Here is a 12,525-nt window from a genome sequence, read left to right as displayed (position 1 = left end):
TGCAATCAATAACTTATTTACCGATAAACTCAGCCAGGTTCGACTGATCTACGCCCACGTAAGGGATACGTACAATTTTGTTCTCAATTTTCCAGGTAGTGCCATCTGCAGCACCTTTGCCAGCGGCCAGGTTTTTAGCCAGGTCGAAGGTGGCTTTCGCCTGGTTGTTAGCATCGTTCAGAACCGTACCGGCCATTGCGCCAGATTTCACCAGCGCCAGCGCTTCTGGCAATGCATCCACACCGAAGACCGGAATAGAGGATTTGTTGTGCGCTTTCAGCGCTTCAACTGCACCCATTGCCATCGCATCGTTGTTCGCGATAACCACTTCGATTTTGTTAGCGTTTGGACCAGACAGCCATGCGTCCATCTTGTCTTTCGCCATTGCGGTATCCCACATCGCGGTATCAAGCGCCAGTTGCTGAGTTTTCAGCCCTTTGTCGTTCAGCTCTTTGATAACGTAAGTGGTACGCGCTTCAGCATCCGGGTGACCCGGCTCGCCTTTCAGCAGAACAAACTGAACCTGACCATCTTTGTTCAGATCCCAGTTCGGGTTTGCTGCCCAATGTTTAGCGATCAGATCGCCCTGAATAATACCGGACTCTTTAGAGTCAGTACCCACATAGAAGGCTTTGTCGTAGCTGTCCAGCGCTTTGCGAGAAGGTTCTTTGTTGAAGAAGACGATTGGCACATTCTGGCCACGCGCTTTCTCGATAACCGTACCTGCCGCAGCCGGGTCAACCAGGTTGATTGCCAGGGCTTTAACGCCTTTCGCCAGCAGAACGTCGATCTGGTCGTTCTGTTTGGACTGGTCGTTCTGGGAGTCGTTCATCAGCAGCTGGACGTCTGGCGCTGCTTTAGCATCTTTTTCGATTGCTTTACGCACAACTGACATAAAGTTGTCGTCGTATTTATAGATAGTCACGCCAATACGGGTATCCGCAGCGTGCGCTGCTGCGCCAAAAAGCATGCTTGCCATCACAGCAGACAGAGTCAACACCTTCTTATTCATGGTATCTCCGGTTTTTTTTATGCAGGGTAGTTCTTCTTGTGAATAACAATCGGCAGGCAGGTGTTAAATAAACGTTACTGGCCGCCGAAGTTCACTTATAAAATTTCTCTCTTCCGTGTTCGGTAACGCTCCAGAAATGCGCTTTATGGTTGTTTGCGGCACTTTGACTATGGTGAAAGTGATTAATCACCGTTACATAGCGTTTCAGTTCCTAAAACGCTGACATCATAGTCAGCGCCTTGTTAAGATACTGTGAATTTACTCACAGATTGAAAACGGTTACATCACTCATCGTTATCAGTTAGTGATCGGAGCCACAATTTGCCGAATAGCAACTGAATGACGACGCACTAAAGTTGGCATGAAACAGTGTGTTGCGCTCGGATCGAGCTGCCCTGCGGCGCCCTGTAACGCTAACTCAGTGGCAAGGCGCGCCATCGATGCAATGGGGTATCGCACCGTGGTCAACTGAGGATCTGTGTAGCGTGCAATCGGGATATCATCGAAACCAATCAATGACAAATGCTGTGGCACCGCAATTCCATTGTCTTTTAGCGCGGTAAGCGCCCCTGCGGCCATGCTGTCGTTGTAGGCAAATACCGCCGTGAGCTGCAAATTGCGTCCGAGCAGTTCGACCATAGCGGCCTCCCCACCCTGCATATCCGGTGATCCGGTGCCTATCCAGCTATCGAGAGGCATAATCCCCGCTTCTTTCAGCGCGTTCTGCCAGCCCTCGCGCCGCATGTCGTCATCTTCAATGTGATGGCTTGAGGCCAGATAACCGATGCGCTGGTGGCCGTTACTTAACAGCATTCGCGTGGCCATCATGGCACCGCTGACGTTATCCAGCGCCACGCAGCGATGGGCGTAGCCCGGCACAACGCGGTTAATCAACACCATCCCGTCGATTTGATCCATGAACCCAGCAAGCTCTTCATCGCTCAATGCTTTTGAGTGAACAATCAGGGCGTTACATCTCTGACGTATCAGCACCTCAATGGCATGACGCTCTTTTTCAGCTTCATGATAGCTGTTGCCGATCAGCACATATTTATTGTGCTGCTGGGCGACAACGTCCACGGCTTTGACCAATGCGCCAAAAAACGCATCGGAAACATCCATCACCACGACGCCGATGGTGTCACTCACCTGAGTCGCGAGCGCCTGCGCGTTAGCGTTAGGGCGATAGCCCAGCTGCGTGACCGCTTTCATCACGTTTTCACGCGTTTCAGGACTCACCAGCGCGCTGTTGTTCAGGACGCGAGAAACGGTAGCAACAGAAACACCCGCGATGCGGGCCACGTCACGAATGGTGATCATATTCACCACACTTTGTAGGATTGCAGCAACTCACAGACACCCCCTGTGTTTAGCAAGGAGGCTATTTTGGCAGCGACGGAGAGGGGACTACGTGAAGAAGCTCACACAGATGAAAACGGTTACATCCGTTTTGTTAATGATTGTGATCCAGATCGTTATCTGGATGTATTAGTCAATGCGACACCCGAAGCAAGTGCGGTTAAATGACGCCATACCCATTCCACCGGGCCCTGACGGAAATAGCGCAGCCAGATAACGGAAAATAGCATGTTGACCATCCACACGGGGATCACAAACGCCATGAGCTGGAACCTGTCGAATTTCATAAACAGGCCTAATCGATAGAAAAGCGTCGTGCAAATTAAGGTTTGCAGCAGGTAGTTACTGAGGGCCATGCGTCCAACGCATGCGACGGCAGCGGCTAATTTGAAGCGCGCTATCTGCGGCCAGAACCCGAAAATAAGCGATGCATAGCCGATGGTCTGGAACGGCGCACTCAGCTCTCGCGGGGCCTGTAACAGAAAGGCACACCAGCGATAATCCCAGCCCAACAGCCATTGCGCAATCACGGCAGGCAAATTAATCGCCACGCCCAGCAGAACCAGTCCAGCTCCCGTGAGGCGATAATGCCTGAGGCTAAACTCCCCTTTCAGCCAACCGCTGCGCATCAGCGCGGCACCAATCAGCATCATGCCTGCCAGCTGCCAGCCGTATTGCGCCCCTAATGCGAGCAGATTGTCTCCGAGCATATCCGCCCGGTTGCTGATAGCTTCGACGCCGCCTTTCAGCTTCCAGTATTGCTCATACTGGAGCGATGCCACGCCAGGGATCCACGAACGATTAGTGGTGCCGCCTGAAATCATCCCCAGCAGCAGCAGGACGCCAATGCCAATGACATACAGCATCACGCCGGTGTTAAACAGGCTTTTAACATCCTGCGCGTCGCGGATCATGCGCCAGCAAATCAGCCCGACTAAACCATAGGCGAGCAGAATGTCACCATCCCACAAAAACAGACCGTGGATAAACCCGAGGAGGACCAGCAGCGTGAGGCGAGACTGAATCCAGCGTTTGCCACGCTTGAGCAAAATCTGTAGACCCGCACCAAAAAGTAACGCAAAAAGCGTGAGGAATTTGACCTGCGCAAACAGGTCTAAAATCGCCCAGATCCAGGCGTCGCTGCGGGTGATCTCGCCATACCAGGCCGGGTTGAGATACGCCGCCTTTGGCAGGCCAAAGGCGCTAATGTTGAGCAGCAGGATACCGAGAATGGCAACGCCACGTACAAAATCCAGCGTGACATTACGCTCCATTTATCCTGCCTTCCGATCAGTTGTGGTGACGCACTGCGCGCAGAAATTCCTGACGGGTATTCTGGCTCGACTTAAACAGGCCGCCAAGAGAGGTCGTGGTCGTCGCGCTGGTAGCGTCACGAACGCCGCGCGCTTTCACGCAATAATGCACGGCATCAATGGATACAGCCACATTGTTGGTCCCCAACAGCGTTTGCAGCGCCGTCAGAATTTGCTGCGTCAAACGTTCCTGAACCTGCGGACGCTGGGCAAAGAACTGCACAATGCGGTTAATTTTAGACAGCCCAATCACCGTATCTTTAGGGATATACGCCACCGTCGCTTTACCATCGATGGTAACAAAGTGGTGTTCGCAGGTGCTGGTCAACGTAATATCGCGCACGGTCACCATTTCATCGACGTTCATTTTATTTTCGATGACGGTGATTTTTGGGAAATTTGCGTAATCCAGGCCGGAGAAAATCTCATCGACATACATTTTGGCGATGCGTTGCGGCGTCTCCATCAGGCTGTCGTCGCTCAGGTCGAGATTCAGCAACTGCATAATCTCGGTCATGTGCCCGGCAATAAGACGTTTACGTGTTTCATTGTCCAGCTCGTTGACCGGTGGACGCAGCGGGGTTTCAAGACCACGCGCTACCAGCGCTTCGTGGACCAGAGCGGCTTCTTTACTGAGTGATGGCATTATTTTACTCCTGCAGGTGTGGCTGCCTTTTACCCTCATTGAGGCAAAAGTGTGCGCTCATTGTGCGTGAGGTGGCGCACATAATCCAGTATTCACGGCGATAATTATTGCGATTGTCGTTGCCTTTCAGCCTGACGGTTCCAGACCAGTGCCCCGCCAACAAAAAGGGCGACACCCGCTAGCCCCAGCGCAGGCTCCAGTTGGTGAGTCAGCCAGGTGGAAATCGCGGAAGTCACAGGGCCTACCAGTTGGCCTATTGCGTAACCCGTGGTCAAGAGTCCCGCCATGTAACGAGTATGTGTGGGGGCCAGCTCGCGGCCACACAGCAGCGAGAGTTGAACGGCGCAGAGAAACCCGCCACCGACCAGCAACGCGCCTGTCACCAGACCGGCAATCCCCGGCATTAGCCAGGCGGCAAAAACGCCTAACCCCTGTAACCAAAGCACGATGGACAAACGCCGATTTGAAGTCGAGACATGGCGCAGCGCGATACTCAACGCGATCCCCACAACTGCCGCTACACCAAAAATCGGCCAGACAAACTGGGCAAACAGGCTACCCGGAAAACGCAGCGCCGCCATCTGCGACAAAAAGGTCGCTGGCAGAATATACCCGAATCCGGCCAGGCTGTAGCTCCAGACCAGACGGCGCAAATCCGCTGTCAATAACAGCGGTTCGGGGGCGGTACCGGGCCGATGCAGCTGACCGCCGCGCGGTAAATAGCGCGCCACCAGCACAATTAAAATCAGCGCCAGTACGCCATAAATTTGCCACGCGGCACCCGCTGAAAGCGATCGCGCCTGAATATAAACGGCCAGTAAGCCGCTGAGCGCAATGCCCGCACCTGGACCCGCAAACACCGCCGCGCTCAGACCGGGCTTACCGTAATGCGCCAGCCGTTCGTTGGTCCAGGCGGCGATCAACACCATGGACCAGCCACTCATGCAGCCGATAACAAAGCGTATTATTCCATGAACAATGGCGTTATCCGCCACGGCGGAGAGCAGCGTCAGCGCCACGGCCCCCACGATCCCCAGATACAAGCGCCCTTCGACAAAACGATGCGCACGCATGGCATCCCATGCACCGACCAGGTAGCCAAGATAATTCATGGCTGCGACTAATCCGGCGCTGGTCAGCGTAAGTTGTCCAGCCGCGATCATCAGCGGAACCTGGGGCGTAAAGGCAAAACGCCCTATTCCCATCGCGACGACAAGCACCACAAATCCACTGAGCGCAATACGCAGCGCCATGATCGCTCCAAATGTTAAATTTAAGTAAATTTATGATGCAGTATATCGGGCAACAGCGGAAGTGAAAGTTACTCACAGGTGAATGAATAATATGTATTATGGGTTTAATGAATACCTGTATGCATTAAGGAGCCTTGCATGGAACTGCTCGAAGAGCACCGTTGTTTTGAAGGTCGGCAGCAGCGCTGGCGGCACGACTCCACAGCACTGAATTGCGCGATGACGTTCAGTATTTTTCTGCCGCCGACCAACGGGAAGGCAAAACCGCCGGTGCTGTACTGGCTTTCTGGCCTGACCTGCAACGATGAAAACTTCACCACCAAAGCAGGTGCGCAGCGTGTTGCAGCCGAGCTGGGCATTGCTCTTGTTATGCCGGACACCAGTCCCCGTGGCGATGATGTCGCCGATGACGCAGGCTACGACTTAGGTAAAGGCGCAGGGTTTTATCTGAATGCCACGCAGCAGCCGTGGGCAAGCCATTACCGGATGTATGATTACCTTCGTGATGAGCTGCCTGCGCTGATTACTGCTGAATTTGATGTCGGTGACCGGAGTGCGATCAGCGGGCATTCGATGGGCGGGCACGGTGCGCTCATTATGGCGCTCAAAAATCCTGGCACGTTCACCAGCGTCTCGGCGTTTGCCCCAATAGTGAACCCGACTCAGGTGCCGTGGGGACAAAAAGCGTTTTCACACTATCTGGGTGATGATGCGGATACATGGCAGGCGTGGGACAGTTGCGCACTGATGCAGGCGAGCCAGCCGGGAGACGCCATCCCAACGCTTATCGATCAGGGCGATGCGGATCAGTTCCTCGCTAACCAGCTCCAGCCAGCCGTACTGGCAGAAGTGGCACGCCAGAAAGCCTGGCCGCTGACGTTACGCATTCAGCCGGGTCACGATCACAGTTACTATTTCATCGCATCGTATATTGAAGATCATCTCCGCTTCCATGCGGAGCATTTGTTCAAGTAAGCGCTAGCATTATGCCCGGTAGCCTTTCGCTCGCCGGGCAATTCCCCCATCAGAACTGATAATCGACGGCCATAAAGTAACGACGGCCATCTTCCGTATAGCTGTAATCGTCGCGGCTGAGGTCTTTATCCAGCAGGTTTTGCACTCCGGCACGCAGCTTAACGCTTTTCGTTGCCTGCCACGCTCCGCCCGTATTCCAGACCACGTAACCACCAGGCGTGGTTCCACCGTCGGTAACAGCACGCTTCTCACCCGTGTAGTTACCCTGCACGTAGAATGACCATGCCTGGGTCGCCTGCCAGTCAACCGTACCGTTAGCCGTATGGAACGGCAGTTCGGACAGTGGCTTATTACCGCCGTTGCTGATATCACGCCCATCGTTATAGGTGTAATTCAGCGTCATTTTCCAGTCTTCTGCCAGCGGGAATTTCAGCTCAGTTTCTACCCCACGAATACGCGCTTTATTGACGTTGTAATAGCGGAAAATCGGTTCGCCGTCGCCGTTCAGCCCAACATAGTTCGGATAACTTTGCGCATCATTAACGTTGGCGGTACGGGTAATGCTGATACGGTCATCCACGTTGTTCTGGAAGGTGGTGATGCTGGCCTGAACGCCTTCTAACCAGCCCTCTTCTCCGGCGTAATAAAGGCCGAGTTCAAAGCTTTCGCTGGTTTCCGGTTTCAGATCCGGGCTACCCACAATTTCGCATGCGCCGCGGCATGACCCGGTGGTCCAGTCAGGGCTAAGCTGCAGTAATGACGGCGCTTTAAAGGCCGTCGCCCAGCCCCCTTTCACCGTCATCGTATCGGTCGCGTTATAGACCAGATAGGCACGCGGGCTCCAGTGATCGCCGTAAGTTTCGTGGTCGTCCATACGCACGCCGGTGGTCAGCGCCAGCGGCTCGAAAATACGCCATTCGTCTTCGATAAAGAGCGCATACTGGCTGGCCGAGGTGTTACTGCTGTTGCCGCCCGTCAGGTTGACCGGATCCTCGAGCTTATCGTGACGCCACTCGCCGCCCAGAGTCAGCAACTGGTTGATTTCACCCAGCGGCAACACGTACTTGCCGTCTACGGCATTGCTTTCTGAGGTAATCGGGCTGCTATTTCCCGGGTTTTTATTATCGACTTTTTCGCCGTAAACTTTCAGCTCACTGTTACCCACATCCCAGCGGCCATTGTGGCTCAGAGAATAGTTCTGGCGATCCAGACGGTTCTTGTTAAGCGAGTCGGAGTCGCGATCCTGACGGTCGTAGCCGTAGCCTGCGGTAAAATCATGATTTTCGTCTGGCGTCCAGGCGAATTCCACATTCCCGTTGCGGCTGGTAAAGCCTTCGATGCGCGGCGTTTCGCCGGTCGCGGTAGTGGACGATTTTTGCTGATCGTCTTTTTCACGCTTAGACAGGCTTCCGTAGGCCTTTAGGCCCAGCACGCCGTCCACCAGCGGACCGCTGGTAAAGAACTGGCCGTTGTAGGTATCACCACGGTCGCGGTGATGCTGGATAGTGGTGTCCGCCGTCAGCGTACCCGTCCATTTTTGACCAATTTTTTTGGTGATGATATTCACCACGCCGCCCAGCGCATCGGAACCATACAGCGATGACATTGGCCCGCGCACCACTTCGATACGCTCAATGGCGTCAACCGGGATCCAGTTGAGATCGAAATCGTTGTGGCGGAATACGGCATTGCGCGAGCTTACACGTTTGCCGTCAACCAGAATCAACGTATAGCTGCTGTCCAGTCCACGGATACTCACGCCTTTACGGTTATCCCCTTCGCTGGTTAATTGCACGCCAGGCACTTCTCGCAGGACATCTTTCAGATTATTGACCGGCTTACGTTGCAGATCCTGCTGAGTAATGACGCTGATACTGGCGGGTGCATCTTTGAGATTCTGTTCGGTGGCCGACGCAGTAACAACCATCGTGTCGCCAGATTCCGCAGCAATAACAGGCAGGGCAAGGGACAGTGCGGACGCACAAAGTCCTCCCCTTACGAAGGGATTCAACCTAAACATTCCATTTCTCCATGAGGTAAAAACAACAATATCAAATCGTTATTGCTCACAATGCATTGCGCTCCGCCTGCTTCTTTGGCCGGTCGGAAGTGTGTTTCTGTGCAGGTGCGGCAGTCACGTCCTCGTCTAAACAGCCCGCGACGTTGACGCTTCATCCTTTTCAAAATCGCCGTAACGATAAAGCAAACGATAACCATTATCAATTAAATTGTTAACAATTATGTCTTTTCTCCATACTATGGACATAAAAAAACCCGCTCAGTTGAGCGGGTTCGAAAGAGAGGCAATGCGATTATTTTTTGAATCGTCCTGGGAAGTCCATTTCACTGTAGCTGACGAACCGCGTGCCTTTTGTCAGTTTGTAACCAAACCAGATAATCAGGAACAGCGGAATTCCGATATACGTCGCCATCACGCCGCCCCAGTCAATGGTGTCTGACAGGAAGGCTTCGTAGTTCTGGCCGAGCGTGATGATCAGACACAGAATGAACGCGAAGATCGGCCCAATCGGGAAGAATCCTGAGCGGTACGGCAGGTCGTTAATATCGTGCCCTTGCATAACGTAACCGCGACGGAAACGATAGTGACTGATGGCAATCCCCAGCCAGGCGATGAAGCCCGTCATCCCGGATGTATTCAGTAACCAAAGATAGACTGTCTTATTACCAAACATGGAGGTCAGGAAGCACAGACCCGCGACCACCGTTGTGGCGTACAGCGCATTGCGCGGCACACCGCCGCGTGACAGTTTGGCGAAAATGCGTGGCGCTTTACCGTCGCACGCCAGGGTGTACAGCATACGCGTTGAGGCGTACATGCCGGAGTTACCCGCAGAAAGCACCGCCGTCAGGATAACCGCGTTCATCACCGCCGCCGCTGAGAGCAGACCAGCATGCTGGAAGACCAGCGTGAACGGACTAACGCTGATGTCTTTCACATCGTTACGCAGCAGACTCGGGTCGGTGTAAGGAATGATCAGGCTGATAATCAGGATCGCGAACACGTAAAACAGCAGAATACGCCAGAACACCTGACGCACTGCGCGCGGAATGTTCTTCTCCGGATCTTCGGATTCACCGGCAGCAATACCAATCAGTTCTGTTCCCTGGAAAGAGAAACCAACAATCATGGCCACGCCAATCATGGCCGCAAAACCCCCGGCAAACGGCGCATCGCCAATTTCCCAGTTGCTCCAGCCCGCAGGTTCCGCGCCTTTAAAGATGCCCACAATCATCGCCACGCCGACGATGATGAAGATAATCACGGTCGTCACTTTGATCAGGGAGAACCAGTATTCTGCCTCACCAAAACCACGTACGGAGATGTAGTTCAGCAGGAAAATCACCGCCAGGAAGATAGCGCTCCAGATCCAGCCCGGCGTATCCGGGAACCACCAGTTCATCACCAGCTGCGCGGCCACGAGGTCAACAGCGATAGTCACCGCCCAGTTGTACCAGTAGTTCCAGCCCAGCGCGAAGCCGAAGCCTTCTTCTACATATTTTTGACCGTAAGTCGAAAAGGAGCCGGAAACCGGCATGTATGCCGCCAGTTCGCCCAGGCTGGTCATCAGGAAGTACACCATCAGGCCAATCAACATATACGAAAACAGCGCGCCGCCAGGACCTGCCGCTGAAATGGTTGCACCGGATGCAACAAAAAGACCTGTACCAATCGATCCGCCAATGGCGATCATTGTCAGGTGACGCGCCTTGAGTTCGCGACGTAGCGCGGGCGCTTCTGTGGTTTTATTTTCTGAAACCATGTGAAAATGCTGTCCATTTTAAAAATGAGGCGCGATTGTAGCAGACGATCCGCGTTCCTTCCGGCAGAAATGCGCAGTTATAAGAGAGCTTCATGACTGGCCCAGGATTATAAGTAACGCTGAGAGGCCTCCCCTCCTCCGAGTGGAGAAGGAGATGGCTAATTGTTGCAGTAACGCAGAAAACGCTGAAGAGAGCTGGAGAGATGCTTCTGGCGATGATGAATACACCACAACGTGCGCACCAGCTTAGGTAACGGGACAGGGATTTCCACCAGCGAGCCGCTTTCAAGCTGTTCAGCAATCACCCGGCGCGACAAACAGCTGATTCCCAGACCGTGTCGCACGGCGTGTTTAATGGCTTCGGAGTTCCCTAATTCCATCCCCAGATGAAACTGCGGCAAATGCGAAAGCAGCAGATAATCGACGATCTCGCGCGTGCCGGAACCGTGTTCACGTAATATCCACGGGGCTTGTGCGAGGCGTTCCAGGGTGACGTCCCCCTGCAACAACGCAGAAGCCGGAGAAGCAAAGACCACCAGTTCATCTTCCAGCCACGGCTCGGCAATAATATCGACGTTATGACACGGCCCTTCGATAAGCCCAATATCCACGCGGAAATCAATAATAGCGTTAATCACGTCCTGACTATTGCCGACGCTCATCTCCAGCGGCAGCGTCGGGAAATCGCGACGATAGCGGGCAATCACTTCCGGGAGAATATAGTTCCCGATGGTGCTACTGGCGAATACACGAATGGCACCGTTTTCCTCGCGGAATAACTGCTCGATTTCAACCGCTTGCTCCAGTAGCGCCAGCGCGCGCGGGTACAGCAATCGCCCATGTTCATTCACCACCAGGCGTTTGCCTACCCGGTCAAAAAGCTGTACGCGAAGCTGGCCTTCGAGATCGGTCAGCGCCGCGCTCACCGCAGACTGTGACAACGCCAGGCGCACAGAGGCCTGAGTCGTCGACCCACTTTTCAGCACTTCGGCAAAAACCTCCAGCTGACGCAATGTAATGTGCATGGTTACTTACCACTTATAAAGATTAATTATAAATATATAATCAATTTTATTTTTAAGCCAGAGCGCCGTAATCTTTTAACCAGAGAGAGGAGAAGGTTATGACAGCAATCACCCTACACAATCATCGTTCAGTGTGGCATTACGTTCCGGGGCTTGCGCTCAGCGCCGCCATCACCGGCGCGGCATTATGGGGCGGGAGTATTGCCGCCGTTGCTGGCGCAGGGTTTAGCGCGCTCACGCTGGCTATTCTGCTCGGCATGGTGGTCGGTAATACGGTTTATCCGCAGATTTCACAATCTTGCGATGGCGGTGTGATTTTCGCCAAGCAGCACCTGCTGCGTCTGGGCATTATTCTTTATGGTTTCCGCCTCACCTTTTCGCAGATTGCGGACGTCGGCGTCAGCGGGATTACTATTGATGTGCTGACGCTGACCAGCACCTTTTTACTGGCATGCTTTATCGGCCAAAAAGTCTTCGGTCTGGATAAAAAAACCAGCTGGCTGATTGGTGCGGGCAGCAGTATTTGCGGGGCCGCGGCAGTGCTCGCGACGGAACCGGTGGTCAAAGCGGAATCCAGCAAAGTGACGGTTGCTGTCGCGACCGTGGTTATCTTCGGTACACTGGCGATTTTCCTTTATCCGGCGATGTATCCGCTTGTTGCGCACTGGTTTACGCCTGAAACGTACGGCATTTATATCGGCTCAACGATGCACGAAGTGGCGCAGGTTGTCGCTGCAGGTCACGCCATTAGCCCTGAGGCGGAAAATTCAGCGGTCATTGCCAAAATGCTGCGCGTGATGATGCTGGCACCGTTCCTGATTATTCTGGCCGCGCGCGTTAAACAACTGACGCCCGCCGGGAAAGGGGAAAAAAGTAAAATCACCATTCCATGGTTTGCGATTCTGTTTATCGCCGTGGCGGTGTTTAACTCCTTCCATCTGCTGCCAAAAACATTCGTTGATATGCTGGTCACGCTGGATACCGTGCTGCTGGCGATGGCGATGGCGGCGCTCGGCGTCACCACGCACGTCAGCGCACTGAAAAAAGCAGGTGCAAAACCCCTGCTGATGGCATTAATACTCTTTGTCTGGCTGATTGTCGGCGGGGGCGCTATCAACCTGGCCGTGCATAGTGTGATGGCATAAAGCACTTCATCCTTC

The 12,525-nt window shown here is 53.7% G+C and carries 10 protein-coding genes; 2 read left to right on the top strand and 8 right to left on the bottom strand.

Annotation, left to right across the window (positions count from 1 at the left end; genetic code table 11):
• Window positions 1–13: 13 nt before the first annotated feature.
• The 5 genes from mglB to ACKI5T_RS13740 form a co-directional block, all read right to left on the bottom strand.
• On the bottom strand, window positions 14–1,012 hold the full coding sequence (mglB, locus tag ACKI5T_RS13760; RefSeq protein WP_407438124.1) for a galactose/glucose ABC transporter substrate-binding protein MglB: 999 nt from the start codon (window positions 1,010–1,012) through the stop codon (window positions 14–16).
• A 297-nt stretch (window positions 1,013–1,309) separates the two neighbouring features.
• Window positions 1,310–2,332 carry an HTH-type transcriptional regulator GalS gene (galS, locus tag ACKI5T_RS13755; RefSeq protein ID WP_186752521.1) on the bottom strand — a complete coding sequence of 341 codons (1,023 nt, stop codon included), beginning with the start codon at window positions 2,330–2,332 and terminating at the stop codon, window positions 1,310–1,312.
• A 155-nt stretch (window positions 2,333–2,487) separates the two neighbouring features.
• Window positions 2,488–3,645: a DUF418 domain-containing protein YeiB gene (gene yeiB, locus ACKI5T_RS13750; RefSeq protein ID WP_407438123.1), complete on the bottom strand. Its 1,158-nt coding sequence runs from the start codon at window positions 3,643–3,645 to the stop codon at window positions 2,488–2,490.
• A gap of 16 nt (window positions 3,646–3,661) precedes the next feature.
• Window positions 3,662–4,330 carry a GTP cyclohydrolase I FolE gene (folE, locus tag ACKI5T_RS13745; protein ID WP_015959751.1) on the bottom strand — a complete coding sequence of 223 codons (669 nt, stop codon included), beginning with the start codon at window positions 4,328–4,330 and terminating at the stop codon, window positions 3,662–3,664.
• A gap of 104 nt (window positions 4,331–4,434) precedes the next feature.
• Window positions 4,435–5,583 (bottom strand): YbfB/YjiJ family MFS transporter, encoded by a 1,149-nt coding sequence (locus tag ACKI5T_RS13740; RefSeq protein ID WP_407438121.1) that lies wholly within the window; start codon window positions 5,581–5,583, stop codon window positions 4,435–4,437.
• A gap of 138 nt (window positions 5,584–5,721) precedes the next feature.
• Between ACKI5T_RS13740 and fghA the strand changes: the two genes are divergently transcribed.
• Window positions 5,722–6,558, top strand: a complete 837-nt coding sequence (gene fghA, locus ACKI5T_RS13735; RefSeq protein ID WP_407438120.1) for an S-formylglutathione hydrolase — start codon at window positions 5,722–5,724, stop codon at window positions 6,556–6,558.
• Window positions 6,559–6,607: 49 nt separating this feature from the next.
• On the opposite strand, the gene cirA is transcribed toward fghA, so the two are convergent.
• The 3 genes from cirA to yieE all read right to left on the bottom strand — a co-directional run bounded on the left by cirA (window position 6,608) and on the right by yieE (window position 11,365).
• On the bottom strand, window positions 6,608–8,578 hold the full coding sequence (cirA, locus tag ACKI5T_RS13730; RefSeq protein WP_407438118.1) for a catecholate siderophore receptor CirA: 1,971 nt from the start codon (window positions 8,576–8,578) through the stop codon (window positions 6,608–6,610).
• A 292-nt stretch (window positions 8,579–8,870) separates the two neighbouring features.
• Window positions 8,871–10,340: a lysine-specific permease gene (gene lysP, locus ACKI5T_RS13725; RefSeq protein WP_015959755.1), complete on the bottom strand. Its 1,470-nt coding sequence runs from the start codon at window positions 10,338–10,340 to the stop codon at window positions 8,871–8,873.
• A 158-nt stretch (window positions 10,341–10,498) separates the two neighbouring features.
• Window positions 10,499–11,365: a DNA-binding transcriptional regulator YeiE gene (yieE, locus tag ACKI5T_RS13720; RefSeq protein WP_015959756.1), complete on the bottom strand. Its 867-nt coding sequence runs from the start codon at window positions 11,363–11,365 to the stop codon at window positions 10,499–10,501.
• A 98-nt stretch (window positions 11,366–11,463) separates the two neighbouring features.
• Between yieE and ACKI5T_RS13715 the strand changes: the two genes are divergently transcribed.
• A complete protein-coding gene (locus tag ACKI5T_RS13715) occupies window positions 11,464–12,510 on the top strand; it encodes a YeiH family protein (RefSeq protein ID WP_407438115.1) in 1,047 nt (348 codons plus the stop codon).
• The last annotated feature ends 15 nt before the right edge of the window (window positions 12,511–12,525 follow it).

It is taken from the genome of Lelliottia sp. (genome assembly GCF_045627565.1).
GTDB lineage: Bacteria > Pseudomonadota > Gammaproteobacteria > Enterobacterales > Enterobacteriaceae > Enterobacter.
Note: the sequence above shows the minus strand (reverse complement) of the source record. Positions and strands in the feature narration are given on the sequence as shown.

What these genes read in the sequence shown, in the direction of transcription:
- mglB (WP_407438124.1), bottom strand. Translation starts at nt 1,012, where the DNA reads ATGAATAAGAAGGTGTTGACTCTGTCTGCTGTGATGGCAAGCATGCTT.
- galS (WP_186752521.1), bottom strand. Translation starts at nt 2,332, where the DNA reads ATGATCACCATTCGTGACGTGGCCCGCATCGCGGGTGTTTCTGTTGCT.
- yeiB (WP_407438123.1), bottom strand. Translation starts at nt 3,645, where the DNA reads ATGGAGCGTAATGTCACGCTGGATTTTGTACGTGGCGTTGCCATTCTC.
- folE (WP_015959751.1), bottom strand. Translation starts at nt 4,330, where the DNA reads ATGCCATCACTCAGTAAAGAAGCCGCTCTGGTCCACGAAGCGCTGGTA.
- ACKI5T_RS13740 (WP_407438121.1), bottom strand. Translation starts at nt 5,583, where the DNA reads ATGGCGCTGCGTATTGCGCTCAGTGGATTTGTGGTGCTTGTCGTCGCG.
- fghA (WP_407438120.1), top strand. Translation starts at nt 5,722, where the DNA reads ATGGAACTGCTCGAAGAGCACCGTTGTTTTGAAGGTCGGCAGCAGCGC.
- cirA (WP_407438118.1), bottom strand. Translation starts at nt 8,578, where the DNA reads ATGTTTAGGTTGAATCCCTTCGTAAGGGGAGGACTTTGTGCGTCCGCA.
- lysP (WP_015959755.1), bottom strand. Translation starts at nt 10,340, where the DNA reads ATGGTTTCAGAAAATAAAACCACAGAAGCGCCCGCGCTACGTCGCGAA.
- yieE (WP_015959756.1), bottom strand. Translation starts at nt 11,365, where the DNA reads ATGCACATTACATTGCGTCAGCTGGAGGTTTTTGCCGAAGTGCTGAAA.
- ACKI5T_RS13715 (WP_407438115.1), top strand. Translation starts at nt 11,464, where the DNA reads ATGACAGCAATCACCCTACACAATCATCGTTCAGTGTGGCATTACGTT.